We start from the raw sequence: 25,675 nt of genomic DNA, 5'->3' as shown, positions 1-25,675 counted from the left end.
CATCTGGCTCGATCCGGGCGCAAAACTGGAGGAAATGGGCAGTTCCCCCCATCCGAGTCACCCGGATTAGCCGGTTAAGAGTGGGTCGCTCGCGTGGCAGAAATCGGGGGCGAAACCGTAGTGTCCGGCCAACCGGACGTAGTCCGGGGTGGGGACGACGACGTTGGCGACGACGCCACCTTTGAGGCAGGCCATCCGGTCGGCCAGTACCCGTGCCGGGACCCCGCCGATCGCGGCGAGGGCTTCGGCGATCAACGCCAGCGTGGTGGTTGCCTTCTGGTTGGTGGCGAACCGCACGAACCGCCACCGGGAGAACGCCAGTACCGCACAGAACAGGAACAGCCCGGGTGCGGCTTGGGCCCAGTCGATCACCAGGTACTCACCCGGCTCCCACACCGCGGGACGCCGCCCGCGATGATTAGTGCTGTGCCACAACGCTTTCTTCTCGGCAACTAGCCGCCGGAAGTTACGCGCGGAACCCTCATAACCCGCGGTCTTCGCGATCGGCAGCAGCCGCTTGGCCGAGATCCGGCCGTGGGACTTCTCCACGCGTTCGGCGACCAGATCGGCCACCGAATCGTAGTTGTGTGCCCGTTCGGCTCGCGGTGGCCGCGGCACACCGGCCTGGTCGGCCTCGAACCTGTCGACGATCTTCTTGACGGTGCGGTGGGTAGTGCCGCAGTGCTCCGCGGCGGCTCGGTAGGAACCGAGCTGGTGGTAGGCAGAAATGATATCCATGCGGTCCTTCGCAGACTTCAATGGAACTCCCCGGTGGTGATGGCGATTGGTTGGCGCCTTCACCGTCACCATCGGGGCCCGCAGTTCCTGATCGACACGACGAACACGGGCTGGATACTTTCACCTGGCCAAAAACGGATACCTCAGCCTGGCCACCAGTGGGTACTTTTTCATGGCCAGGGACACCACAGTCGGGTCGTTCAAGAACGAAGTCATCCGCCGCCAAGGCCCGTGGCGCGACGTCAACCAGGTCGAACTCGCGACCGCCGAATGGGTGTTGTGGTTCAAGACCGAGCGGCCGCACGAGTACCTCGATGACTTCACCCCCGAGGCCGTGGAGAAGCTCCATTACGATCACAGACACACCCCACCAAAGGCAGGGTGATTCAACGAAAGCAGTCTCCGGACTCACCGGGACGGGTCACTGCATCTTTCCGCCCCATCTCACGACGTCCGCTTCACTTCCTATTGCCTTTCACGGCAACGATCGACGCAGGCAAGCGGTATGAGGCTCAACCCGGTGCAGAAGACGGAGATTCGCGGCGGGTCAGACGTGCTCACGGGGATCAACGCCGTCTGCGTCGAGTACAGCGACGTACCGGGCGAAGGCCCTGTCGACCTCGCTCCTTATCTGGACGAGCGTGCCTTCCTCCATGCGGTACGTCCGGTTCGGATCACCTCTGAACGACAGCCAGTTGAAGCTGGTCGTGATCCACTGGTCGTCGAAGATCAGTATCTTGGCGTGGGTGTTCTGCAGGCGGACAATTCTTAGATTGTCGTAGCGGGCTGCAAGGTTGTTGAGTTTGCGCAGTGCAAACTCGTCAGATCCGCTGTCATCTGGTCCGTAACCGTGGCCGACATGTATTTCGACTCCAGCCCGGAGTCGTCGTTCGAGGGCCGCGAGAAAGTCCGTGTTGACGACGGCGCCTTTTACCCAAGGCGCGATGATCAGTAACCGCTCTTTTGTGCTCCTGAGCGCTTCAGCGAGTAGTTGTGGGTGCTCGTGCACGTCAACACTCCGCACCGCGATGTCCTCGATGCGTCGTGGACTCTCGTCAGGTTCCGCCTCGTTCAGATCGCCGGCGGCTCTGAGGATTTCGATCTGATCGCTTGCGACCCGCTGCGCTTCGAGCTCGGGGGACAGAGTGGGGCGGGGATTTGGGCGTGCTACAGCGATCCCAAGTCTGGCCACGGCGTCCGCGGCCGCAAGTTCCAATCCATGAGCGGGCTGGAGATCCCCATCGATGCATAGTCCCAGATCCACCTCGCCGGAGTCAGGGTCGCCATAGACCAGCAGCTGGGCTGGCATGTAAAGGTGCAGATTCTGCGACGCAATTTTACGAATGCGCAGCACCTCCACTTGCCTTGTCCTGTCGTCGCGGGACTCGACCAGCTCGTTGAAGCGCTCCACGGCCAGGTCGTTTAGGTCGACCCGTGAGCTCTTCTTGGCGGGCAGAAGCTCAAGGCCGGCGTCCTGTGCGTCCCGCTTCTTGATCAGGTTGGAACGTGTGTAGTTTTGGGCGTTCCAGACGAGCCGATCGAACGGCACATTGAGTTGGGTTAAGACGGGCTGTACCGCCGCGGCGTCGCGCGCAGCTTCCAGACCCAATGCCGTGAGGCCGAGTTGTCCGCTCCAATTCTTGGTGAGGTTGTTGGAGCTGATCTGGTCGGCGACGGTGCTAACTACCTGGTCGCGTTCCAGACCAAGGAGTGCGGCAATCTCATCAATGTCGCCCACCCCTGCGTGCACGAATCGCAGAATGAACTCCTCTAGCAAGGGGAGCGGCTTGCGCTCCTGCGCCAACACATCCACCCGAAGCATCGTTACCGGTAGGGCTGCATCCACCACGCTGATCAGCTGAAGCCCTGGTCGGTGATCACCGAACCGACGCCGGAGCATATCGGCGGAGGTAAGACTCATCGCTCGGCGGTCCTCAATTCGCAGTCGTCCGGATGCGTCTCGACATACGTGAGCACCTTCTTCAAGGCACCGGCCGTACCTCTGATGAACCCCGCGTCTCCAACAACGGTAAGGCCGAATCGAGCGCGGGAGAGCGCCACATTGATGCGACGCCAGTAGTCGGGGCCAATAAATCCCAGTTCAGCTCTGGCGTTGCTGCGTGTCACCGAGAAGATGGCGACATCTGACTCGCGCCCCTGCACTGCATCGACACTCATGACGGTAACTGACAAGTGCCGTAACCGGTTGCTTAGGGGAGCGATCTGCTGTTTGAGCTCGGCGACTTGCGCGACATACGGCGCTATAACTAGAACTTCGAGCTGCTCACAGTTCTTCGGCAGGCTGACGACCCCCTTGTCGACCGCTCCGTTCAGCACCACCAGTCGATCGATCACTATGCGAGCCTCGGCACGGTTCGCAAAGCTCTTGCCCTTGCCTTGGGGAGCAGCCTCTCGGCGACCGTCACCGTGGGCCGACGTATCAAGCCACAGAACGGGCTTGCCGTAGCCGAGAGCGTAGCCAACGAGTTCGCCGTCGTTGGGAGAGTGCAACTCCTCGCCGTAGAAGCAGGTCGAGATCATGTCACCGATTGGACGGATCATCCGGTACTGCCGATTCAGCATCACTTGCGAGTGTTCTGGCAAGCGGTCCGCCAATCGCTGGAAGAGCGTTTGTTTCACGTCTTCTGGAAGAAGCTGATTGTCGTTCATCAGGTCCTTATTCCGCAGCAAGTCTTCGTCGACCGGTGGCAGCTGGTTGGTATCACCGACGACGACCCAGCGCTTGGCGCGTGAAACCGGCACCAAGGCTTCGGTAAGGGTCGCCCGAGACGCCTCATCAACGATGCACAGGTCAATGTCGAGATGGCGCACAGCGGGGTGCCTCAGATAGCCAACGCAGGTTCCCGCGATCACGCTTGTCTGGTCCAGGAAAGTGCTCGCGAGGCCAGAATCCGAAGCGATGCGTTGCAGCCATTCACCTTGCAGCTGCAATCGGGCCAACAGTTGCTGCGCGTCGCTGCTTCCTCCGATGAGGGCATCTACAGCATTCATCGCGTCTTCTCGGGTCATGTCTGCCGACAGTGTCAGGTCACTGCCGAGCTCGGATTGAGCCTCTAAGACCAGCTCATCCCGTAGGTCAGCCAGCGCGTCAGCTTTCTCCTGTACCGACGTCGCAGACATTGGCTCGGACAGGGCCGTTGCCAACTCCGACCGCTGCCCTTCCTCCTCATCCGGGCGCGCGTTTTGGAAGTGTTCGAGTTGCGCCAGGGTGGCAGACAACTGCTGGAGCGCCAATGCCGCGCGCAGATGTGACGGCACCAAACCCGCCTCGGTGGCACGCGCTCCGAGGTGGCCCTCGGCGTTCTTGCGCACCGCTCGTGCCCAACGCTTCATCTGAGCATCGAGCAAAAGGTGCCGCACTGATTCGTCTACCCGATTCTGGTCAGCGCTCGCGAGCCTAACCATGCTGGCCTGACCACCGTCAGCAAGTCGCTGCAGGGCGTTGTCCACGGCGACATTCGTCTGCGAAGCGATGAGCACCCGTGCCTGTCGGTCTGCTAGCAATGTTTGCTCAACGAGCTCGGCGATGAAGCTCGTCTTGCCGGTACCCGGTGGCCCTTGGACAACGAAGATGTCAGGAGAACCCATTGCTGTCTCAATAGCCTCCCGCTTGCGATCGTCAAGTTGGCGTTTCCAGCTCACGATCGAAATCGGCTTGGGCTCCGCGTTGCGGCCGGGGTCAAGAAGCAACTGCCGGAGATCCGGGCGAGCTGACTTATCGCGCTGAACGTCGTCTACGGCCCGGCGCTGTCGATTCAATGCCGCCTCGTCCGGTCCAAGGTGGGGATCGAGTACAGCGCGATCGGGAAGCCCTTCCCATCGCCGAGCGCTCAGGATGACAACTCGATCGCCATCATGATCGATCACCTCGCCCCATCCGAGCTTTCGGTCGGTCGCCAGATCTCGAACCCGCCATTCGGTGCCCACCAGATCGTGGTCTACCGCCGTATCGAGGGTGAACGTGGCCTCGCGGCCCCGTGCCTGCCACTTCTTATAAGGCAGTGGCTTCTTCTCCCCGCGGGCGAGCTCCTCGCGGGCATTCAGAACTCGCCGCCACGTGTCGAACAGTTCGTCGCCGACCCGCTCCTCTGCAACACGTTCGTCGGCACTGCCCAAGCCCTCGTAGAAGGCATCGACGGTGTCGATCAAAGTGGCGATGCCGGTCTTTGCGAGGGCAAGATTGACTGGCTGGTTGAACGTCCAGTCAAAGACTTTCGGAACGAGTAGTGCCCGTCGCCTGTGATTTTCAAGTCGCTCGAAATCAAGTTCTGCCGCCTTGATTACCACGGCACCGCTGTCGTCAGTCTTCAAGGTGAAGCTCCAAGCCTCGCCGTCGACGCGAATGCTGTCACGTTGAAGTTCGCCTGATTCCTGGTCTTTGAAGAAGGATGCGTAGATGTCCCCCGATAAGTCTGCGTTGGCCTTGCCGATCGCTTCCTGCCGCGCAGCATCGCTACCCGCTAGTGCCTTAATGGCCGACTTTGTGAGTCGCAGCCAGACGGGGTTTCGCGCAACCTGCTGCTGTGCCTGCCTGCGCTGTTGGATGGCCTTTAGGGCCCCCAAGAGGTCGCTGGCGTTCTTTGGACGGTCGTCTGGCTGTGTCGCGATGCACGAGCCCAATAGGCGCCGAACTTCAGGAGGAACGGGAATTGCATCCAATGCCCGTTCGACACCAGCGAGGTCCTTGAGTTGCTCCTGGGTCATGCATTGAATGAGGAGAACACCCATCGAGTAGACGTCGCGCACATACCGGATATCAGCGTTGAGTTCCGGCGGAGCGTACGGCTTCGAATGCCAGGCTGCGACTGTGTGCGAAGTCGTCTGCTCATCCCCGCGGATCTTCGCGATGCCAAAGTCTGCAAGTAGTGGGACGCCGGTGTCTGACACAAGGACGTTTTGTGGCTTGATGTCTCGATGCTCAATCTGTTTCAGATGCGTGTAGGCAAGGGCATCCACAAGCGGCAGGGCGATCTCGGTAGCCAACCGATCCCAAGAATCCCACGGCCCATTTGCCTTCAGCACGTCATCGAGGTTGCTATCGACCCAATCCAAGACGAGGACATAGGTGTCTGTCTCGTCGATGCCGGACCAGCGGCAGCGAACGATGTTCGGGGAGCATGTCCCGAGTCTCGTGGATTCTTGGTGACGATCCATGGTGAACTCTAGGCGGCGGCACCGACAGCTTCGGTACCGGCGGCGGTTTTGGGGTGGGCGTGTCGATGTAGGGCAGCTACGAGCTGGGGCATCTGCTTGTGGCCCTTGATGCGGCGGAAGGCTCGCTCGGCGTTGAGCATGCCGGCTGCGGTCCAGCGCAGCACCATCTGCCCGTCGCGCCAGCGGGTGACGTTTCGGTTGGTGGTGCGCGCGATCGAGATCATCGACTCGACTGGGTTGGAGGTTGTCAGTGTTTTGGCGAGCCGGCCGTCGATGCCCAGACGGGCGACGGTGAACATCTCGTCCAGCCCCTCGCGCAGCGACGCGGCCGCGCCGGGATAGTTCTTCTCCAGTTGCGCAGCAAGGCTTTTGGCATTGGCTAGCCCGGTGTGGGGGTCAGGGTGGCCGAACGCCTTGACCAGCTTGGCATCCACCCAGGCCTGCTCCTTATCGGGCAGGTGATCGGCGACATTCCTACGCTTGTGCAGGGTGCATCGTTGGATCGCAGCCTTGGCGCCGAACACCTCACGCACCGCGGCGGCCAATGCCTTGGCCCCGTCGCAGACAACCAGCAGTCCGTCATCGAAGCGCAGGCCACGCTCAACGAGATCGGCCAACAGCGAGCACACCACCGTCTTGTTCTCGGTGGAGCCGTCCCACAACCCGACCGGCTTCTTCGTGCCGTCGGCGGTGATCGCCAGCGCCACCACCACGCACCGGCCAGCCATATGCTCCCCGTCGAGCATGAGCACCTTGATGTCCTCGCCGGCCAAGTCGCGGCTCATCAACTCGGCCAGCGCGGTCTCGGTCTGCTTGACGAATCGACGCGAGATCGCCGACTTCGAAGTGGATTTCTGTGTGCCGCTGACTTTTTCGCCGACCGGCTCGGCGGTGCGGGCGTGCCGGCGAGTGGCCACCCCGGCGGCCATCCGCTCCATCACCACCTGAGTCAGCAGGTCGTCAGCAGCGAAGTGGGCGTAGCTGGTCAACGGCACCTCATGGCCCTCGACGGTGCGTGCCCGCGGCCGCTCGACCGGCACCCGGCGACCGCCAAGAGTCACCGATCCCTTCTCGGCGCCATGGCGCACCGCGGCGCGATCCGGGTTGTGCTTGCCCTTGGGTCCGGCAATCTCGGTGATCTCGGCCTCAAACATCGCGGCCATCACCGCCATCCCGGCGGCCACGCTCATCGCCATCAGCCCTTCGCGCGCGGCATCGGCGATATCGGTCATCGCCAGCGCGATCTCCTCCGGCAACTCGGGCAGAGCGGCAGCATCGATCGTGTCAGCGAGACGAACAGTAGGTACGGTCTTCATGGCGGTCCCTTACTCCTTCTTCGAGGTGTACTTGGCGGTTCACCCGAAGACCTACCATCAGGCAGGCCTCAGGTGAGGGACCGTCACCTCAAATTCCACGAAGAACGGGACAACCTCTGTTCGGGTGCGAAAGGCTCTTGAGCGTATTCGCTTCGTTATTGAAGACCTTCCGAGTCACATCGTCGGACTGGCCCGACAGGAGCTTCACAGCAACGAACGACTCGTCGCGGTCGTCAATCGCTTTTCGGACGATAGAGAAGGTTCCGCTACGGCGCTCAACCTTCAGAAGCATGTAGTGGTCGGCGATAACGTCGGGCACGCCCGAGACCCCCTTGCGTCGGCGCTGGATTACGGAACCTTATCGAAACATTGAGGTCCGACACGACGTGAACTCGCCGCGGATAAGCCGGCGGCTCGGAGACAGGCCGGGGCGCTCGACGAACCCGGGGCTGGGGTGCCTGCTCGTTTAACATTTCGACCTGCTCCGGGAGCGTCCGTTCACGAGCCCACGTGGCCCGAGCTCCAAGTAACTCCCGCGACTACGGCGATTTTGGCACGTGTACGGTACCCCGCGATTGGTCGCTGCCCGAAGCAAGCTGCACTTGCGCAATCGTGGGCATGAATACTGGTTTTGGTAGCAGAGTCACTCGGGGCGAGCGCGAACTGCGGTGATTCCGCCTACGCTCACCGCCCACTACCGTCGAAAGCTAGAACTCAACGGCAAGGAGGCATGCGGTGGCGGCATCGATCGATGGGGAGTTTCCCGACCTTCCGCAAATGCCGAAGCTGCCGCACCTTCGTCGGCATGACTCTCCCAAGACAGTCGTCGCCCAGGCAGAATTGGTCGTCCGAGCGGCGAGGGATGCCGTCCACCAGATTGAGAACTGCTCACGCCCCGGTCAGCAGCTGGCCCACATTCGGTCAGCGGTCATCGACATCCGTCGCGTGACCTTTGTTCTGCAAACGCTGAGGAGCTACTCAGCTGACTTTGACGGCTGGTACGCCGCGATTCAGGACCGGCTGCGAGTCGATCCCCTCATGAGGTATTTCGTCAACCTACGGAACGAGATCGAAAAGCGGGGTCTGCCAGGCGCGTTGGCGGAAATGTACGACTTGAACACCGGGGTGGCGATCGCGGATGTCGCCTGCTACGAAGACCAATATGGGCTGGCCGTCAGCGGAGCCGTGCGACAACACGTTGATCTTGCGCCAGGCGAGCTGACGGGGTCGTACGGGCTGCGCAGTTTCCGATTGCCGGACCCGCCAACCGTTCACGACGGTCAACAGCTCATCGACCTGCGCTTCGCAGCATTGGCCGAACTTGCGCTCGAGTTTCTGGAAGTTGAGGCGGTGGTCCCAGCCAGATCGCGATTCGGGGGCGAAATATGTCGATAATCGCTTGCTGTGACCGCTCAGGTCATTCAGGAGCATCTCCATCCGCAGTGACATGACACCAGCCAGCATTGCCGCTAACTATTCACTGCACTGGTATGTGCTCGCTCCCCGAGGCCACGACCTGGTAGAACCATTTAGCGATATCGGACATGAGATGTGACCGGCCAGGCGCATTTGTGAAGAAGTAGTCACTCATCTTCTCGTGCGCACCTTGGTTGTCGGCGACCGCACCGGTAACCGCATCGTCGAAGTCGGGCGATTCTACGAACTGCTTTTTTTCCGACCCTGCGCACAGGATGCCGTCGCTCGCACTACTCATGTCCTAAAAAGGGCCACACTTGAGCACCCAATTAGCCTGGTAATCGCCGAGAATCTGTAGGTTCTCACCTTCGGCTGCATATGGCCGCTATCCGACCTGCGGCTATTCATTTTGTCTCACAACGCCTGCACCGGAGTTTGTCTCACGAAGTGCTGCATTTCCTAAATCAGACTCCATGCCAAAGCCCAACGCGGCGTGCATGGTGCGCCCGCCGACGCCGTGACGACGTTGCAGATCTCGCCCGATATGTGAGCTGGGGCGTTAAGGCGCGTCACGGCAACGCGTTCAACTTTGGAGGGGCTGCCGCGAGACCAACAGTGCGCTACTTGCCCGGAGTGGCGTAGATAAACAGAGCCATGAAGGCGATATTGATGAGGTAGATCGCTTCGACGACCAGGCACACGGTGATCAGAATCGGTGTGAACGTGGGCGGCGCCGTCCTCGGCGGCGATGTCTGCACTGAGTCGACGCGCGGAGCTGACGGTCGTTGACCGCGGCCCGCATCGCGGTAGCGAGCCGGTCGGCGGTGAGGTGGCGCTGGTTGATAGTGGCGGCGGCGCCCCGAATGCGGTGAGTCGGACGGCTCAGAACGGGCCGTCACGTAGGAAGTCGACGTAGTTGTCGGTTTGCCCGCACATGCGACCTGCTGTTTCTCAACAACCTGTCGGACGCCCCTTGTTCACTAACGTGGCGGAATCCCCCGACGGCGGATCTACTGCGTGGTGCAGGCGGTCAAGCCGGATGGAAACGTCACCGTCTCCGGAACCGTGATGGAGCAGTGGCCCCGGCGCCGCCGCACGCCCATTGTGCCTCCCCACCATTTCGCTGCGGATGCGGAGATTATCAGCTCTGGTCCCGGCGCCGTCCTGCCGCTAGCATTTCCATCCGTGTGGAATTCTATGCGTGCGGAAATCTGGACTCGGTGATGAGCCGCACGCCCAGACCCGTCAAGCACACCGGGCGTCGGCCGGGGCCCAACACCACCCGGGAGCTGATCGCCGACACCGCCCGCAAGCAGTTCGCCGCGTTGGGCTATGACCGCACGTCGATGCGTCAGGTCGCGCATGCGGCCGAAGTCGATCCGACGCTGGTAGCCCATTACTTCGGCACCAAGCTGGATCTCTTCCTGGCCGTCGTCGAGTTGCCGATCGACCCGGTGGTGTTGATCGATTGGGTGGTCAGCGGTGACGCCGAGGGGGCCGGCACCCGGTTGGCGACCGCGGTGCTCGACGTCCTCGACGACGAGGTGCGCCGCCGCCCCATGGTGGGCATGATCCGCGCGGCGACCGCCGAACCCGAAGCCGCCCGGCGGGTGCGGGATTTCCTGACCCGCAACATCTTGCTGCCCATCGCGCAGCGGCTTGAGGCAAACCATCCCGAATACCGGGCCGGTCTGGTGATGTCGCAGATCGTCGGGGTCACGGTGGCCCGCTACATCGTCGGGATCGAACCGCTGGCCACGCATCCGCGTGACCTCGTGGCCGCCGACCTTGGTGCCACGCTGCAGCGCTATCTCCTGGGCGAGCTAAGCCGATGACCAGACGCGCGGTCGGCGGACTCCTCATGGGGAGGTGGATGCTGCTGGTCGCGGTGCTGGTGATCGCGTTGGCCGGGTTTGCTGTGTACCGACTGCACGGCATTTTCGGGTCTGACAGCGACGTGTCGGCCGGTGGTGAGCTGCCACGAGAAGCGGTGTCGCTGAACCCCAAACGTGTTGTCATCGAGGTCTTCGGCGCCCCGGGTTCGGTGGCGACGATCAGCTATGTGGACATCGACGCGCAACCACAAAGCGTCGATGACGCTGTGCTGCCGTGGTCCTACGACGTGACCACCACCCAGCCCGGGGTGTTCGTCAACGTCGTCGCCCAGGGCGACAGCGATTCACTGGGCTGCCGCATCACGATCGACGGCGAGGTCAAGGACGAGCGAATTGTCAACACGCACAACGCCTATACCTACTGTCTGGAGAAGTCCGGGTGAGTGAGCAGCGCATCGAGGACCGTTCGTTGGCGGGCCGGATCTCGCGGACCATTCGGTGGTGGTCGGTGCCGATCCTGTTGGTGTGGTTGCTCATTGCGGTTCTCACCAATGTCTTCCTGCCGCAGCTGGAGGAAGTCGGCGAGGCAAACAACGTCGGCCTGAGCTCACCAGATGCGCCCTCGTTGCAGGCGATGAAACGCATGGGAACGGTGTTCGACGAATTCGACTCGGACAGTTCGGCCATGATCGTGCTGGAAGGTGACGAGCCGCTGGGCGCCGACGCGCACCGGTTCTACGACACGTTGATCCAAATGCTGTCGGCGGACAGCACCCATGTGCAACACATTCAGGATTTCTGGAGTGATCCGCTGACGGCCGGGGGCTCCCAGAGTAGCGACGGCAAGGCTGCCTATACACAGGTGTTTCTGGCCGGGGACCAGGGCGATTCGTTGTCGCTGGAGTCGGTCGGTGCGGTGCGCGACATCGTGGACAGCACGCCGCCGCCGCCGGGGGTCAAGGCCTACGTGACCGGCGGGGCGCCGCTGTTCGCCGACCAAATCCTGGTCGGCGGCGAAAGTCTGGTGAAGGTCACCTTGATCACCATCGGGGTGATCATCGTCATGTTGCTGTTCATCTTCCGATCGATGGTGGCCACGCTGCTGGTGATGCTGACGGTCATCGTCGAGATGAGCGCGGCCCGGGGCGTCGCGGCGCTGCTGGCCAACTCCGGGATCATCGGGCTGTCGACGTTTGCGACGAACCTGCTCACGCTGCTGGTCATTGCCGCGGGCACCGACTATGCGATCTTTCTGCTGGGTCGCTACCACGAAGCACGCCACGCCGGCGAGGACCGCGACACCGCGTTCCACACCATGTACCGCTCGACGGCACCCGTGATCCTGGGATCGGGACTGACCATCGCCGGTGCGGTGTTCTGCCTGAGCTTCACCCGGCTGCCGTACTTCCAGAGCATGGGTCCGGTGGGGGCGATCGGCGTGCTGGTCGCGCTGGCCGCCGCGCTGACCCTGGCACCCGCCGTCGTGACGGTGGCCGGTGCCTTCGGGCTACTGGACCCGCGGCGCGCAGCACAGACCCGCAGATGGCGGCGTATCGGCACCGCGGTGGTGCGCTGGCCCGGGCCGATCCTGGTGGTGACGGTAGGGGCCGCGTTGATCGGCTTGCTCGCCTTGCCCGGCTACAAGACCAGCTATGACATGCGTCGCTATCTGCCCGCGGACACCCCGGCCAACCTCGGTTACGCCGCCGCGGAACGGCACTTCTCCGCGGCCACGCTCAACCCCACGTTGCTGATGCTCGAAACCGACCACGACCTGCGCGATCCGACCGGCATGATCCTTCTGGAACGGGTCGCCAAGGCGATCTTCCACACTGAGGGCATCGCTCAGGTGCAGTCCATCACCCGTCCGTTGGGCACCCCGCTGGAGCACAGTTCGATCCCGTTTCAGATCAGCGCCCAAAGCATCGGCCAGATCCAGAACCTGCCCTTCCAGCAAGACCGCGCCGCTGACCTGCTCAAACAGGTTGCCGAGATCGACAAGTCGATCGCCACCCTGCGACAACAGTACGCACTGCAACAGCAGGCCAGCGCCGCCACGGCCGAACAGACCCAGGCGTTCCACGACACCGTTGCCACGGTGAACGAGCTGCGCGACAAGATCGCCAACTTCGATGATCAGTTTCGGCCCATCCGCAACTACTTCTATTGGGAGCCGCACTGTTTCAACATCCCGATGTGCTCGGCGCTGCGCTCGGTGTTCGACGCGATCGACGGGATCGACCAGCTCGCCAGCCAATTCGGAAACGTCACCGCAAGCTTGGACAAACTGAATGCGCTGCAGCCGCAACTGCTCGCGCTGATCCCGACCCAGATCGCCAGCCAGCAGGCCAACCGCGATCTGGCGATGACGAACTACGCCACGCAATCGGGGATCGCCGCCAACAGCGAGGCTTCGTTGGAGAACGCGACCGCGATGGGCCAGGCGTTCGACGCCGCCAAGACCGACGATTCCTTCTACCTGCCGCCCGAGGCGTTCGACAACCCCGAATTCCAACGCGGCCTCAAACTGTTCCTCTCGCCCGACGGTAGGGCCGCCCGCATGATCATCACCCACGACGGCGATCCCGCGACGCTGGAAGGCATTTCGCATGTCGATGCGATCCGCGCGGCGGCCAACGACGCCGTCAAAGGCACTCCGCTCGGCAACGCCGACATCTACATTGGCGGCGCGGCGGCAACCTACAAAGACGTCAGCGAGGGCGCGACGTACGACCTGATGATCGCCGGCATCGCCGCGATCTGCCTGATTCTGCTCATCATGATGTTCATCACCCGAAGCCTGATCGCCGCGCTGGTCATCGTGGGCACGGTGGTCCTGTCGCTGGGGGCGTCGTTCGGCCTGTCGGTACTGGTGTGGCAACACATCCTCGGGATCCAACTGCTGTGGATCGTGTTGGCGCTGTCGGTGATTCTGCTGTTGGCCGTGGGGTCGGACTACAACCTGTTGCTGGTCTCGCGGTTCAAGGAGGAGATCCACGCTGGACTCAACACCGGCATCATCCGTGCCATGGCCGGCTCCGGCTCGGTCGTCACCGCCGCGGGTCTGGTGTTCGCCGCCACCATGGCGTCGTTCGTGTTCAGCGATCTGCGGGCGATCGGGCAGGTCGGCACGACTATTGCGCTCGGTCTGCTGTTCGACACCCTGATCGTGCGGGCGTTCATGACGCCGTCGATCGCGACCCTGCTCGGCCGCTGGTTCTGGTGGCCCCAACGCGTGCGTCCCCGCCCGGCCAGCCAGATGCTACAGCCATATGGGACCCGATCCGCGGTGCGGCAACTGCTGCTCTGGGATGACGACGACGAGTCCATGGCCCCCCGAGGAGCAAAACAGTGAGCCTGTTCGGTTGGCTGACGCTGGCGGCCTTCGTGGCCGCGTTGGTGTTCGGGGGCGTCGCCTTCGTCTACGTCCGGCGGTTGCTGAAGCGCACACCCACCGAGGTCAGCGAACGAATCGGCAGCGTCGGTTCGGTACTGCGCAAGCTACGCAAGGGCGAACCGATTTCGGAGGAGGAGTTGGATTTCGCCGCCCAGACCACCGCCGAGCGTCGGTCCCCGATGGCCTACTCCATTCCCGCCGCGCTGTTCAGCATCGGAAGTCTCTACGTGTTCGGAAAACTCGACCAGTTGGATGGAGCCTCCCCGTCCTGGGCGACATTCATCGGGGTGTTGCCCATGTTGGCGGCCCTGAACATGACCGCGCAGTTGCACAAGATCGGCCACTTGAATGGGCGCGCGGAGCGCCTCCGGCGCGAGCGTGCGCGTTGATACTCCTACCCGGCGCGCAGTCCCGCTGCGGTGGTGCCCGCGCCCGCAGTGATGGGCTACCGCCGCCACGCGGGGAACAGCCAGTCGTGGGGAATGTCGCCGATGGTCATCTCGGTGTGCAGTCGAGCGTGAGGACATGTAATCGGTTGTGAGACACTACAACCACCCATCATCATTGGACGTCGTTCGTGTCGCGCCGGCGCAGGCGGTTCCTTACTGTCGAGACATTGCCCCTTGCCCGGTCCCCATGGCAAGCAATGCGCCCAGTCCTTGAGTGAACGTGTCAGCGCTCACGTCGTCGAGTAGGGCACGCTGGGATAGGAACGCCGGTGCCAGGGCAGTGAGAACCTGCGCTATGTAGTGTGAGTGGACGTCGGGGTCGATGATGCCGTCGCGTTGATAGCGCTGCACGAGGTTGGCGAAGCGCGCACGCATCTTGCGGTAGTGGCCCGACAGCCGGGTGCTTAGCTCGGGACTTCGGCCGGCCTCGGCCCACACCTGAACCGCGAGGCGGGCGAGTTCGCCGCCGTTTGGCGGACTGTCCAGCACGTGAATGATCTGACCCACAACCTCGCCGAGAGGTAGCGGTGATTCGGTTTCGATAACCGAGTCCAGCGCGGCGGCGATTTCGGATACGACCTCCTCGATGATGGCGCCGATCAAGTCATCTTTTCCGGCGAAGTACCCGTATACCGCGCCAGCCGACAGACCCGACTCCGCGAAGACGTCCTGCATCGACGTGGCGTGGAATCCGGCCCGGGCGAAGCAACGTCGCGCAGCCTTGGTGATTTGTCGACGGCGGGCGTCGCGGTAGCGCTCAGATACCGGCGGCATCTCGATCCCCTAAACCCGAACTGAGATTCTGTTTGACATTTGGATGGTAGCTGATGGAAACTCCAAACAGAATATTGATTCTTTTTGGAGGCAAGGCTGATGGTCACGAGATCTGGGCGTTCCGCGCAGCTCAGCGGCGTGAGTGCCAACTCGTTGAGGGTGGCGCTGCTGCGGGCGGCCAAAGACCAATGGCCGGACCTGTTGGCAGCCGATTCGTCCGGAGGTGCACGTGAGAGCTGAAGTTCTGGTTGTTGGCGCGGGACCCACCGGATTGGTGCTGGCGGGCGAGTTGGCTCGACACGGTGTGGCCTCACGGGTGATCGACGCCGGCCCGGCGCAGGTGAAGGAAAGCCGCGCGGTGGCGGTGGCGGCGAGGTCGCTGGAGCTACTGGACGATCTCGGGATCGCGACGGCCGCGATCGAACGCGGAATCCCGTTGCGCGGCTTGAACTTCTACCAAGGCACGACGTGCGTGGCGGAACTGGACATCACCGCCGTTGACTCGCCGTTTCAGATGGACCTCTGCCTGGCGCAGTGGCGCACCACCGAGCTGCTGCGGGAGAAAGTCGCCGAACTCGGGGTGCACATCGAGTGGGACACCCGCTTAGAGTCGTTCCGGGTCGATGAGGCGGGTCTGACCGCGGACATCGTGCGTAATGATGGACGCACCGAGCAGTGCAGCGCCGCTTGGCTTCTCGGCTGCGATGGCGCCCACAGCACCGTGCGCGCGGCAGCCGGGATCGACCGGGACATGGCCGACTTGCGCCGTGGCTTCATCCTGGGTGACATCGCGGCGCCCTGGGATATCGCGCGTGATCGCTTCCACGTCTGGTTCGCCAAAGGCGGGCTGGTCGCGGTGTTCCCGATGTCCGGGGGGTACTGGCGCATCATTTCCAACACGGCAGACGACAACCCGCCCAGCCACCCGGGGTTAACCGAGTTCGCCGCGCACGTCGCCGAACGGACACCGCTTGACGCGCACCTGAGCGATCTGCAATGGAGCTCGGCCTTCGTCGCACGCGAAGGGCTGGCCAAGCAGTACCGGCGCGGGCAGGTGCTGCTGGCTGGTGACGCCGCGCATACTCACAGCCCGATCGGCGGCCAGGGCATGAACACCGGTATGCAGGATGCCTACAACCTCGGCTGGAAACTCGCACTTGTCGTCGCCGGCGGCGCCGATCCACGGCTGCTCGACAGCTACCAGGCCGAACGCCGACCCGTGGCCGCCTCGGTCATCAACGCCACCTCGACCGCTACCCGCGTGGCTACGGAGAACGCTTTCGTTGCGCGGCGAGCACGCCGCCACGCATTGCGGCTATTCGGCCAGCTCAGCACGATGCAGCAGAGGCTCTCCAATGCACTCGGCGAGCATCTGGTCAACTACCGCAATAGCGCATTGGTTTCCGAGCATTGGTCCAACGCGACGGGCGCGCCGTGGAGTGACGGCGAGGACACCGGGCCACAGGCCGGTGAGGTCTTCCGTGATGCCTATGTCGAAACCCGGTCGGGGTCGGTGGCCTTGCGTCATCTTTACCGCGGCCTCGGGCATCACCTGATGCTCTTTGCGGCAGACGAATCCAACCCCGACGTGCTCACTCGCTGGAAGCGTCAAGCCGAGGAAGTCATGGCAGGCTACGGACAGGTCCACCTGATCGTTCGATGCCATCAACCGCTCGCAGCCACCGAAGGTGTCTTCGCCGATGTGCGCAGCGACGTACATGACCGCTATGGGGTCCGACGCCCCAGCCTGTACCTGATCCGGCCGGACAAATATGTCGGTTACCGCAACGACACGATGGACTTCATCTCTGTACGTGAATACTTCCACCTGATCGAGACAGGCCGAGCAGCCCGTGGGCGGTCGTGAGTCTAGCCGCCCGAATTGAAAACATGACCGTCGCTTGCCGAACGACCCAGTGGTGGAGCCGATTTCGATGAGCAGGGAGTTGACGCAATCCTGGATACCGCTGGTCCTCGGGATAGTGGCCGGTGTCGCGAGGTTTCGGCGTGCGGCGGCTGCATGGGACTTTCGGCGCTGTCCACAACCTGTCGCCACGCCGTGATGCCACAGCCATGACTACAGATGCGCACCGCCCCCACGGTCAAGTCCTGCCCCAGCGCCCACAGTGCCGCCGTGGCGCTGCCCGACACCGTCGAAGATTCGCGGCGCGGGTCGCCAAACCTATCCGTACTGCGTCGCACAAGACGCCCACAACCGCACGGACAGGCAGGTAGTCCGCCCAATGGTCAGAAACCTGAGCGCGATCCCGCGCAGAGGTCGGTGTTGCCATGACGTAAAAGCCACGCACCGGCCCGGCCCTTGGTCTCGGAGAAGACAACGACGAAGACCGCCGGCGTTATAGCCCGCCGATGGCGGCCAAGTCAGGTCGGCACGAAGTCCGAGTAGGTGTGCGTCATCGATGGCACCGCGGTGGCGATGATACGCACACCGATTCCGCAAACCACCGCGATGAAACTGGCGCCGGCATCAACCGGCGCAGGAACGATATGGGGTTCGGGGCTGCCTTCGACCTCGACATGGGTTGCGCCGAACGGCGTCAGTGCGATCATTGCGAGGCGTCCGCCGGAGGCATTGGTGAAGCGATACCGATTCGCCCCCAGCGGGATCGCTGACCACGGTCGCCCGGCTGCAGCGTCCAGCCGGTAGGACTCCAGGTCCTCACGAACTTGACCGGCCAACTCGGTCTGACCGGACCTCTCGAAGTAGTCGAGGGCCGCCTCAAGGTTCGGAATGCCTTCGGCGAATCGCCGGATCTGGCACTGCGTCTGCCCGAGGTTGTTGACAGCTTCCGCCCAGCCCGAAACGTTGCCGCGCTCCTTATAGATCTCGGCCACCTCTTCAAGCAGTTCGATCGCTTCGTCCAGGTACGTCTGATTGTCCTCGATCCGCGCCAGGCGACCGAGAACTGCCCCGAGATTCTTACCTGCGCTGGCAATTCCGGGTTTGTCCTCCAGGTCGCGGCAGATGGCAACAGCTTCCCGTAGAGGTGAAACCGCCTCGGCGTACCGCTCCGCCTTCGCCAACGCGCCGCCAATGTTGCTCAAAGCAATCGCCTCGCCGCTACGGTCCGGCGGGTCAGATGCCCGACAGGCTCGTACATCGTCCCAGTAGATTTCGATGACTTCGTCGACGTCCCGGCCTTGATCGAGGTAGACGTTTCCCATGTTGGTGCGCGCCGCGACTGCTACACCGTCAAACCCGGCTTCTTGGGCGACTTCGGCGGCCCGCCGAAACGCGTCGAGTGCGTCGTCGAACTGGCGCATCTTCCGAAGAGCGGAACCGTAGTGGTTCAGTACGCACGCCGCATAGTGTCGGTTCTGCGCCTCGGGGACAAGTGATGCACCAACGACCGCGACGTCGTGGAATTCTCTGAGCCAGTGCCGCTGTGATCCCAATATCTCGCCGAGCCCGACCGCGAATGCCAAAATCAACTCGCGGTACTCGGTTTCGGGGCGCTTCGCGACCGCCAGGACGATGGCAATCGCCGTAGTGCGCTCCTCCTCGAACCAGGCAGCCGCCTGTTGTGCTGTAGGAAAGAATTTTCTGTTGTTGTCGTTCGGCACTCCCGTGAGCCAGTCGGCCGCAGCTCCAACACCCAAGAGATACTTCACAACGATTACCTTCAACGCCCGCTCGGCATCCTCGGGTTGTTCCGCGCACAACTCGGCCGAGTACAACCGGATCAGGTCGTGCATGCTCCAGCGGTTGCGAACGTGCTGCTGGGTGAGGTGGCTGCGGACCAATGCCATCAGTTGCGGCCGTACCGCAGCGTGTGATGCGGAGATCAACCATCCGGCTGCCACCAGCCCGACATCGCCTCCGGGAACGACGGACAGCAGACGGAACAGGCGCTTCAAGTTGTCGGGCAATCTCTTGTAGGACAACGCAAACGCGGCCCGAACGGAGAGGTCTGTGCCGTAGTCCAGGCTGTTGAGCCTGTCCTCCTCACTGGCTAACTCCTCGACCAGCTCGACGATCGGCCGGTCTGGTTCATCGGCCAGGAGTGCGGCCACGATCTGCATCGCGAGCGGCAAATGGTCACAGAGTTCAGCTAACCGCAGCGTGACCTGCGAAGCATTCATCAGTCGTCCATCGTCCGGATCGCGGGCACGGACAGCGCTGATCAGCAGTTCGACCGCTTCGTCGGAGCCCATCACGTCGACATCGACGACCTGGGGCTTTGGTATGCGGCCGAACGTTTCGCGCGTCGTCACGGCGACTCGATGGATGGGGCTGCCGGGCCGTAGTGGTTCGAATTGCGAGGGATGGCTGGCATTGTCTAGCCAAAGCAGTACCGATTTTCCTTCGGCTGCGAGGTCGTGGAGTCGCTGCTGGTACTGGATAGCCTGCTCGGCCGGATCGGCGGCGATCTCATCGTCGTCGACCCCGAGCAGGATCAACAGTTTCGACAACACCACCGCGGGCTGCACCCGAACGGCGGGGTCATCCGCGTAACCGCGGAGATCGACAAAGAGAACATGGTCGAACCGTCCGGCCGCCGCGGCCGCGTTCGCGGACTGCCGCACCAGCGCCGTCTTCCCCACCCCTGGGGGTCCGCTCACCACGACGATGCCGCTGCTGGGGCCGTCGCCTGAGCCAGACATCAGATCAGCGATCCGCGTCAGTTCGGATTCGCGGCCGACGAAAGGCGTGGGTTCGACGACCAGCGCCTCAAGCGGGAGAACGGTTGTCGCGGCCTGCAATTCGGCCAAACCATCAATGATCACCTGATCAATGCGATATGCGGCCACCCCACCGTTGGTCGCGCTGATGTAGATGTTTCGGGCAGCACCGTCCTCGTCGTCGACTCGGCGGCCCTCTGCGTCCTCGGTCACGACCCTTTGCGCTTCCGGCGTCTGCGCTGCTGCCCGACGTGCACTTCACCCATGTGATACGCGGCCGCCGAACCGTGGTCGGCGTTGATCGATATGTTGGTGCCCTCGTCGGACGCTGTCTGTTGCCCTACAGCGCCACCCTGTACCGCCTGGCTGGCAGCTCGCGAATCGCGCTCCCGCTTTACCAGGACGCCGCTCGCTATCCCGGCCACAATCGCCACGCCGAGGAGAAGCCACTCCCACCAGACGGCGCCGCCGCTCGTCAGGAAAGTACCGGCAAAAGTCAGAGCCACGGCCGAGATCACACCGAGCATCGCCGCCGCCCATACCCGCATCATCTGATCCTCCGCTAACCGTGGATTCTTATCCTCTAGGGGGGTAGGGATCCCTCTTCCCCACTGTGTCGGTGTTGCGGATCTGGTTATTGTCTTTGCGGTGGTCGCGGACCTCGCCGCCGCCGCTTCGTTCGGCGAAACCGCGTGCGGCGTCGTGGGCTTCGGCTTGGGTGTCGTAGCGGCCGGCAGCGCGTTCTGCGCCTGCGCGTCTTGCGCTCCAGTCACCTGAGTCTTTGTCGTATTGCACGTCATAGTCAGCCACGTTGCTACTACTCCTTGTCCGCTCGACTGTTTTCGTTGAGCAAGTTACTCCCGCAGTACGACATCGACGGTCTTCTCACGAGGCTTGCTGCTGTTCGTGTTCGATCTCGTCGATGAGACTGCGCAGGGTGCGTGTGCTGAGTTTGCGTACGTCCTCACTGAGGTAGTGCTCGTTGACACGTTCACGAAGCGCGATGGCCTCGGTGAGACGGTCGATTTCCATTGCCCCGCGCCATGGTGCGGGGCGGCGAAGCGTCTCGGCTACCTCGTTGGATCGGGAGTGCAGGTAGTGCGCTCGACGGTTATCGAGGGGTCCTGTCACGCTGTTGCGGCACGATCCGATTCGGCATCCGACGCGGGTGCGGATATCGGTGTGGCTCAACAACTGTCGGGCGGCCTTGGCTGACACGGTGGCTCCGAGTACGGGCAGATAGATGCCGGCAGTGGCGCCGCCGCCCTGGTCTTTCTCAGGGTCGGGAGCCTTGCGGTAGCGCGACATCGTTTGAGAGTGGTTGACCTTTTCGAGCATCCCCAGACCGACCGAGTAGGCATCGGCGTGGCCCATGGCCAGTGCGGCGCGGCCGATGTTCCCCGACAAGCCCAGGGTGACGGTCATGCCATGTTCGCGGAACTGATCGAGCACCCCGAAGACTGTACGGATCTTGCGGATACCTTCATCGTCGCCGCCGAGCGGGGAAAACCTGATCTCGATGTCACCGATCCCTGCGCCTGCGTATTCGGCGGCCAGATCGATGCCGAGGCGGTTGATGGCGGTGGTCGCCAGGGTGATGACCGCACGGGTTGGCTTGTCGTCACCGACGGCGATCCGGGTTCGTTCGGCAAGATCGACGTTGAGCCGCGCCGTGCGCTCGTCGGCCACGTAGAAGTGCGGCGCGGTGATGTGTGTGCTCAGCTCAGGGTGCTTGTCGATGGTCCGTTCGACCAGGGCCGCGCGGGCTGCGAGGTTGCCGGACAGGGAGTCGATGTCGTAGGGCTGACCTGCCCAGAGGGGAAGCTTTTCCAGGTCATACCCGGGGGCGGCGAGGCGCTCGGCGGCCGGCTCCCAGTACACGGACAACCCTGCTTCGGCGGCGGCCGCGGCAGCATCCTTTTGGTGACGTGCAGCTTTGGTGTCAAGGGTGATCGCGGCGGCACCGGCGTGTTCGCGGGACAGGAAGTCCTCGACCGGTTTGTGGTCGTTGGGTCCAAGCCGAAACTGAATACCCATCGTTGTGAAACTCCCTCTCGCCTGCGGGCGTCGTTTCGTGACAGAATACATGACATAGTGGTCGACAAAAGGAAGACAGGCAGACGATATGGGAGCTAACGCGCTCGCCTCGACCGTGTCGAGTGCGATCGAGCGTTTGGGATTGACCTACGAGGAGGTCGGCGGCATCGTCGACGCCTCCGCGCGTTCAGTGGCGCGCTGGACCTCCGGTCAGGTCGTTCCGCAACGACTCAACAAGCAACGACTCATCGAATTGGCCTACGTCGCGGACGCACTGGCCGAAGTACTCCCGCGCGATCAGGCCAACGTGTGGATGTTCTCGCCGAACCGCCTGCTGGCCCACGCCAAACCGGCCGACCTGGTACGCGACGGTGAGTATCAGCGGGTCTTGGCGCTCATCGACGCGATGGCCGAAGGGATCTTTGTGTGAACAACGGGCTCGACGAGAGCCTGGTGCAGCGCATCGATGCGCGTGGCACTGTCGCGTGGTCAGGAACGTGCTTCCGCTACACCACCGCCCACCGTGACCCCCTGTCGGGTGAGGGGGCGCGGCGCTTCGGCGGCAGGTGGAACCCCGCATCGCTGTTCTCGGCGATCTATCTGGCCAATTCCGCCCGAGCGTGCATGGTCGAAGTCGACCGGGCGGCACAGGCGGCATCCACCACCGCAGAGAAGATGCTCGAAGCCTCCTACCGGCTGCACACCGTGGCTGCCGACGCTCTGGCGGTGCTGGATCTGACGACCGCAGAAGCCCGTGAAGCGGTAGGCCTGGACGATGCCGATATCCATGGAGACGACTGGTCGGCCTGCCAAGCAGTGGGCCATGCCGCCTGGTTCCTACATGTCCAGGGAGTTTTGGTACCCGCGGCCGGCGGCGTCGGGCTGGTGATCACCGCCTACGAACAACGCACCCGCCCAGGCCAGCTACAAGTCACCTCCAGCGAGGAGCTGACCCCCAACCGCTACCACGAACTGCGACAACCCTGACCCAAGGAGGCTGCAGGAACACCGCCCGGGCATCGAAAGCGGCACCTCGAGATCGAAACCCCATTGGCCGAGCTGACGAGATGCGCCGATAATCTGACGATGCCGACTCCCAGCGGGCCCCACCAGGCGACCGCGTCGGACGAGCCCGCAGAGCATGTTCTCGATGCCGGATACGCATCGACCGCCGCCGAGAGCCGACTCCGTGGAGCGCCCCACACCCAGATCAGGGATATCGCGTCGGTCTGCGAGCTCATCGCCCGCTGGGCGTGTTGGCTCATCAGAGGTACATTCCCGCTGGAACCGAGGCGCGGTAGCGGCCGCTGCCTACCTCCGCCAACAGTGTTGCGGTGCTGACGTGCCCGTTGTCGCCGGCCAGCACGGCTCGGCGCACGATTTCGCGGATGTCGCTGCCGCTGGTGTGCTCGGGTAACACGGCTGCTACCGCTGACGTGTCGACGGCTTGTCCGCCGGGCAGGTCGCCAATGAGGGCCGCCAGGATGCGGGCCGCGTCGGTAGGGCTGGGGTAGCCGATTTCGACGATGGCGTCGAACCGCCCGGTACGCACGGCCGCCTTGTCCAAGGTCGAGACGTCGTTGGTGGAGGCCAGTGTCAGGATGCGGGCATCAGGTTGGATGTCCATGGCCTGCAACAACTCCGACAACCCGCTGCCACCGTCGCTGCGGTCTCGGCACCATAGGTCGACATCCTCCAGTACAAGGAGTACCGGACCACCGAGGCGTTGGGCCTCCTGGACTACCGCAGTCAAGAGGTGTTCACCGGCTTTGGCCTCGACGTAGATGACGGTGAACTCGCCAACCACCTCCCTGGCCACAACTGCGCTGACCGCCGATTTGCCGGTGCCGGGCGGCCCGCACAGCAGCACGCCGCGCCGCGCGCCGAGCCCGTGTGCATTGAGCACAGCGTGGCGGTCACGCACGGCGGCCACTCCGAGGTCGACCTCGGTCCACACCTCGTCGCCGACAATCACGGTTTCGCGCGTCGCGGTCGCAGGCAGGTCGATGATGGCCAAACTCAGCCCTTGGGCGTGGGTGGCCCGCACCGCCTTGCCGCGGTAGGGGTTGAGTGCGTTGGCTCGTTCGGCGAGCCTGTCTAAGACGATGCGGGCGCGGTCCTGGGCCTCGGGCGTCACATAGGCGCTCACTTCGGCCGAACGCATGATCGTCTCGCGTGTCTCGATGCCGATCACGCACCCGGTGTCGTCCAGCAGCGTCCCGGCAGGGAAGTACACCTGCAGGCACAGTGGGTGGCGGTAGCGCTGTCCGCCGATCTCGGTTTGTGTCCACTTCGGTGGATGGGTGTGCTCGCCGGGGCCGACCTCACAAATGTGGGCGTGCGCGTCGATCCATTCCGCGAGCGCCATTGCGGTGGTCAGCCGCGATACCGGGTTGAGGGGACGTTCCTCGTCGAGTAGGTAGCCCGAATCCGGCACTCCCAGGCAGCGGGCGGTGAACCGCTCGGCGGTTTCTGCGCGGTCGCGCTCGGCGACACCGACAAGCAGCTCGCCGAGCGCATGCAGCGCGGGACGTACGCCGCCGTCCAGGCCGTCCAGCCAGGCGGCGACGTCGGTGATCGGGTGCCGTTGGGTGTCGGGGACGCCGATCAGTCCGTCACTCGGATCGGTTTGTTCATCGTCAGTCAGGGGCATCGCGTCGTGGTTGTTCGGGGACAGGGCAGCCGTACAGACTCGCATCTGGCCAGTGGCCGGTCAACTCCATTTCATGAGCGCGCGATCCGACTACTGGCCGCGGCAGTCCGCGCTTCACTCTCACGGTGCCCCGGGCGCCTCCCCTGATGGCACGGGCGGCGGGCCCGAAACTCAGGCGACAGCATGACGAAGGTGTGCCACCCTCGAACACCGTGAACAACGAGCCTGAAGCTCCGATGGATGACTTCGTGGGTTCCCCTTCGATCGAGTACCGGGAGCGTGTCGAGCGCGCCCGCGGTGAAGCGCGCGAACGCTATCGCGGCCACCTGGCTGCGGTGTTTGACCAGCACGGCGTTGACGAGGCGACAACACTTGCTGATGTGGCGCTGGATGCGCTGACCGTATGGCGCTACGTCGACACCGACGAACGGTGCATGTGCGGCTGCCACCCCCGGCTGCCCGACACCGATCTGCACGATTTCGGGTTCGATTGCTTGTGCACCCACCCGCCCGCCGCTCGTCGCCGCGCCTTCAAGGATTGGCGGGCGAGCGTGGAGGCGTTCTGGGCCTCGCCGGAAGGCCAGCAGATCCGCGCCGAGGAACAGGCCGCCGACGCGGAGCTGCAGGTCTGGCTCCAACAGCAGCCGGGTGTCATCGTGCACAATCACGGTGGCCTGGTCCCCGAGCAGTGGACCGGCGAGGTAGACGGCCACAACTTCGAATTCCGCGAACGCCACGGCCATTGGCGCATCGAAATCGATATCCGGCCCAGCGGCCGATACGTGCCCGTCGTCGACAGCACCGACAGCGACGGCACCGTGCACTATCGGCAGCATGAGGTAGAGGAAGGTGACACCGTCGCCGAGGGCACCATCGGCGCCGAGCGGTACGGGACCACGCCCGTTGAGCGGGCCGCGTTTATCGTCGACACGATCCGCACCCATCTGACTCGCCAGGCATGCACGCTTCACCACGAAGACCTGACATCGGTCGAAGCTGCGTTCGACACCCCGGCCCGCTGGTGTCCAGCCTGCGGGGTCCGCCTGCCTAACCGGTGATCAACTGTCGGCTGGGTTCAGGGGCGTGGCTTTCGACCGGCGCGAGGGCGTGTGTGTTGGGAAGTGCGCGCACCCTCCGGGTTCGGGTCAGGATCCATCGGCGTGGTCGCGGTCGAATGCCTCGATTGCGTCGAGAACCCGCCGACCGGCGGTTGTGACTGCCATCGGCCGTCCACGCTCAGC

At 63.5% G+C, this 25,675-nt stretch carries 20 protein-coding genes and 3 pseudogenes; 10 read left to right on the top strand and 13 right to left on the bottom strand.

Annotated features, from left to right (window positions below; all coding sequences use genetic code 11):
* Positions 1 to 69 precede the first annotated feature (69 nt).
* A pseudogene (locus BN976_RS06735) lies at positions 70 to 759 on the bottom strand (DDE-type integrase/transposase/recombinase); the annotation flags it as partial.
* Between the two features lie 160 nt (positions 760 to 919).
* On the opposite strand from BN976_RS06735, the pseudogene BN976_RS34295 reads away from it, so the two are divergent.
* Positions 920 to 1,123: pseudogene (locus BN976_RS34295) on the top strand (integrase core domain-containing protein); the annotation flags it as partial.
* Between the two features lie 162 nt (positions 1,124 to 1,285).
* Here the strand turns inward: BN976_RS34295 and BN976_RS34290 are convergent.
* The 4 genes from BN976_RS34290 to BN976_RS06710 form a co-directional block, all read right to left on the bottom strand.
* Positions 1,286 to 2,551, bottom strand: coding sequence for a phospholipase D-like domain-containing protein (locus tag BN976_RS34290; RefSeq protein ID WP_235621984.1), 1,266 nt, complete (start codon positions 2,549 to 2,551; stop codon positions 1,286 to 1,288).
* Positions 2,552 to 2,655: 104 nt separating this feature from the next.
* Positions 2,656 to 5,913 (bottom strand): AAA domain-containing protein, encoded by a 3,258-nt coding sequence (locus BN976_RS06720; RefSeq protein ID WP_036368840.1) that lies wholly within the window; start codon positions 5,911 to 5,913, stop codon positions 2,656 to 2,658.
* 8 nt (positions 5,914 to 5,921) lie between these two features.
* Positions 5,922 to 7,229 carry an IS256 family transposase gene (locus tag BN976_RS06715; RefSeq protein WP_036367295.1) on the bottom strand — a complete coding sequence of 436 codons (1,308 nt, stop codon included), beginning with the start codon at positions 7,227 to 7,229 and terminating at the stop codon, positions 5,922 to 5,924.
* An 88-nt stretch (positions 7,230 to 7,317) separates the two neighbouring features.
* On the bottom strand, positions 7,318 to 7,548 hold the full coding sequence (locus BN976_RS06710) for a hypothetical protein (protein WP_036368838.1): 231 nt from the start codon (positions 7,546 to 7,548) through the stop codon (positions 7,318 to 7,320).
* Between the two features lie 416 nt (positions 7,549 to 7,964).
* Here BN976_RS06710 and BN976_RS06705 point away from each other — a divergent pair, with 416 nt between their 5' ends.
* Complete coding sequence (locus tag BN976_RS06705; protein ID WP_036368836.1) at positions 7,965 to 8,624, top strand: Ea47 family protein; 660 nt, start codon at positions 7,965 to 7,967, stop codon at positions 8,622 to 8,624.
* 82 nt (positions 8,625 to 8,706) lie between these two features.
* Here BN976_RS06705 and BN976_RS06700 read toward each other — a convergent pair whose 3' ends face one another.
* Entirely contained in the window at positions 8,707 to 8,943 is a 237-nt protein-coding gene (locus BN976_RS06700; RefSeq protein WP_036368833.1) for a hypothetical protein, read from the bottom strand.
* A 322-nt stretch (positions 8,944 to 9,265) separates the two neighbouring features.
* A pseudogene (locus tag BN976_RS34025) lies at positions 9,266 to 9,370 on the bottom strand (F0F1 ATP synthase subunit C); the annotation flags it as partial.
* A gap of 462 nt (positions 9,371 to 9,832) precedes the next feature.
* On the opposite strand from BN976_RS34025, the gene BN976_RS06695 reads away from it, so the two are divergent.
* The 4 genes from BN976_RS06695 to BN976_RS06680 are packed head-to-tail and all read left to right on the top strand — an operon-like array spanning position 9,833 to position 14,266.
* On the top strand, positions 9,833 to 10,480 hold the full coding sequence (locus tag BN976_RS06695; protein ID WP_235621983.1) for a TetR/AcrR family transcriptional regulator: 648 nt from the start codon (positions 9,833 to 9,835) through the stop codon (positions 10,478 to 10,480).
* The gene (locus BN976_RS06690) at positions 10,477 to 10,923 is read left to right on the top strand and encodes an MmpS family transport accessory protein (RefSeq protein ID WP_084182221.1); all 447 of its coding nucleotides are present in this window, start codon (positions 10,477 to 10,479) and stop codon (positions 10,921 to 10,923) included. Before BN976_RS06695 ends, BN976_RS06690 begins: the two co-directional genes overlap by 4 nt.
* The gene (locus BN976_RS06685; protein WP_235621982.1) at positions 10,920 to 13,835 is read left to right on the top strand and encodes an MMPL/RND family transporter; all 2,916 of its coding nucleotides are present in this window, start codon (positions 10,920 to 10,922) and stop codon (positions 13,833 to 13,835) included. Before BN976_RS06690 ends, BN976_RS06685 begins: the two co-directional genes overlap by 4 nt.
* Positions 13,832 to 14,266, top strand: coding sequence for a hypothetical protein (locus BN976_RS06680; RefSeq protein WP_036368828.1), 435 nt, complete (start codon positions 13,832 to 13,834; stop codon positions 14,264 to 14,266). The genes BN976_RS06685 and BN976_RS06680 overlap by 4 nt, the downstream gene beginning before the upstream one ends.
* A gap of 213 nt (positions 14,267 to 14,479) precedes the next feature.
* Here the strand turns inward: BN976_RS06680 and BN976_RS06675 are convergent, their stop codons facing one another.
* Entirely contained in the window at positions 14,480 to 15,100 is a 621-nt protein-coding gene (locus BN976_RS06675; protein ID WP_036368826.1) for a TetR/AcrR family transcriptional regulator, read from the bottom strand.
* A 223-nt stretch (positions 15,101 to 15,323) separates the two neighbouring features.
* Here BN976_RS06675 and BN976_RS06670 point away from each other — a divergent pair, with 223 nt between their 5' ends.
* On the top strand, positions 15,324 to 16,967 hold the full coding sequence (locus BN976_RS06670; RefSeq protein ID WP_322787911.1) for an FAD-dependent monooxygenase: 1,644 nt from the start codon (positions 15,324 to 15,326) through the stop codon (positions 16,965 to 16,967).
* A gap of 515 nt (positions 16,968 to 17,482) precedes the next feature.
* Here the strand turns inward: BN976_RS06670 and BN976_RS06665 are convergent.
* The 4 genes from BN976_RS06665 to BN976_RS06655 all read right to left on the bottom strand — a co-directional run bounded on the left by BN976_RS06665 (position 17,483) and on the right by BN976_RS06655 (position 21,781).
* Positions 17,483 to 19,957: a tetratricopeptide repeat protein gene (locus BN976_RS06665; protein ID WP_036368824.1), complete on the bottom strand. Its 2,475-nt coding sequence runs from the start codon at positions 19,955 to 19,957 to the stop codon at positions 17,483 to 17,485.
* Positions 19,954 to 20,292: a hypothetical protein gene (locus BN976_RS06660; RefSeq protein ID WP_145977921.1), complete on the bottom strand. Its 339-nt coding sequence runs from the start codon at positions 20,290 to 20,292 to the stop codon at positions 19,954 to 19,956. The genes BN976_RS06665 and BN976_RS06660 overlap by 4 nt, the downstream gene beginning before the upstream one ends.
* A 28-nt stretch (positions 20,293 to 20,320) precedes the next feature.
* Positions 20,321 to 20,554: a DUF2188 domain-containing protein gene (locus BN976_RS32455; RefSeq protein ID WP_084182219.1), complete on the bottom strand. Its 234-nt coding sequence runs from the start codon at positions 20,552 to 20,554 to the stop codon at positions 20,321 to 20,323.
* Positions 20,555 to 20,629: 75 nt separating this feature from the next.
* On the bottom strand, positions 20,630 to 21,781 hold the full coding sequence (locus BN976_RS06655) for a hypothetical protein (protein ID WP_051558309.1): 1,152 nt from the start codon (positions 21,779 to 21,781) through the stop codon (positions 20,630 to 20,632).
* 88 nt (positions 21,782 to 21,869) lie between these two features.
* On the opposite strand from BN976_RS06655, the gene BN976_RS06650 reads away from it, so the two are divergent.
* Positions 21,870 to 22,211 (top strand): antitoxin Xre/MbcA/ParS toxin-binding domain-containing protein, encoded by a 342-nt coding sequence (locus tag BN976_RS06650; RefSeq protein WP_036368820.1) that lies wholly within the window; start codon positions 21,870 to 21,872, stop codon positions 22,209 to 22,211.
* The gene (locus tag BN976_RS06645) at positions 22,208 to 22,768 is read left to right on the top strand and encodes an RES domain-containing protein (RefSeq protein WP_036368818.1); all 561 of its coding nucleotides are present in this window, start codon (positions 22,208 to 22,210) and stop codon (positions 22,766 to 22,768) included. Before BN976_RS06650 ends, BN976_RS06645 begins: the two co-directional genes overlap by 4 nt.
* A gap of 277 nt (positions 22,769 to 23,045) precedes the next feature.
* On the opposite strand, the gene BN976_RS06640 is transcribed toward BN976_RS06645, so the two are convergent.
* On the bottom strand, positions 23,046 to 24,434 hold the full coding sequence (locus BN976_RS06640) for an AAA family ATPase (protein WP_109489566.1): 1,389 nt from the start codon (positions 24,432 to 24,434) through the stop codon (positions 23,046 to 23,048).
* 236 nt (positions 24,435 to 24,670) lie between these two features.
* Here BN976_RS06640 and BN976_RS06635 point away from each other — a divergent pair, with 236 nt between their 5' ends.
* Positions 24,671 to 25,492, top strand: coding sequence for a hypothetical protein (locus BN976_RS06635; protein WP_036368814.1), 822 nt, complete (start codon positions 24,671 to 24,673; stop codon positions 25,490 to 25,492).
* The last annotated feature ends 183 nt before the right edge of the window (positions 25,493 to 25,675 follow it).

The organism is Mycolicibacterium austroafricanum (assembly GCF_000612725.1).
Taxonomy (GTDB): Bacteria; Actinomycetota; Actinomycetes; order Mycobacteriales; family Mycobacteriaceae; genus Mycobacterium; species Mycobacterium austroafricanum.
This window is presented reverse-complemented; position numbering and strand designations above follow the sequence as displayed.

Bases quoted from the DNA above. Each gene is read 5' to 3' on its own strand.
- BN976_RS06660 (WP_145977921.1), bottom strand. From the start codon at position 20,292: ATGCGGGTATGGGCGGCGGCGATGCTCGGTGTGATCTCGGCCGTGGCT.
- BN976_RS06700 (WP_036368833.1), bottom strand. From the start codon at position 8,943: ATGAGTAGTGCGAGCGACGGCATCCTGTGCGCAGGGTCGGAAAAAAAG.
- BN976_RS06690 (WP_084182221.1), top strand. From the start codon at position 10,477: ATGACCAGACGCGCGGTCGGCGGACTCCTCATGGGGAGGTGGATGCTG.
- BN976_RS06655 (WP_051558309.1), bottom strand. From the start codon at position 21,781: ATGGGTATTCAGTTTCGGCTTGGACCCAACGACCACAAACCGGTCGAG.
- BN976_RS06720 (WP_036368840.1), bottom strand. From the start codon at position 5,913: ATGGATCGTCACCAAGAATCCACGAGACTCGGGACATGCTCCCCGAAC.
- BN976_RS06675 (WP_036368826.1), bottom strand. From the start codon at position 15,100: ATGCCGCCGGTATCTGAGCGCTACCGCGACGCCCGCCGTCGACAAATC.
- BN976_RS06715 (WP_036367295.1), bottom strand. From the start codon at position 7,229: ATGAAGACCGTACCTACTGTTCGTCTCGCTGACACGATCGATGCTGCC.
- BN976_RS06650 (WP_036368820.1), top strand. From the start codon at position 21,870: ATGGGAGCTAACGCGCTCGCCTCGACCGTGTCGAGTGCGATCGAGCGT.
- BN976_RS06640 (WP_109489566.1), bottom strand. From the start codon at position 24,434: ATGCCCCTGACTGACGATGAACAAACCGATCCGAGTGACGGACTGATC.
- BN976_RS06635 (WP_036368814.1), top strand. From the start codon at position 24,671: ATGGATGACTTCGTGGGTTCCCCTTCGATCGAGTACCGGGAGCGTGTC.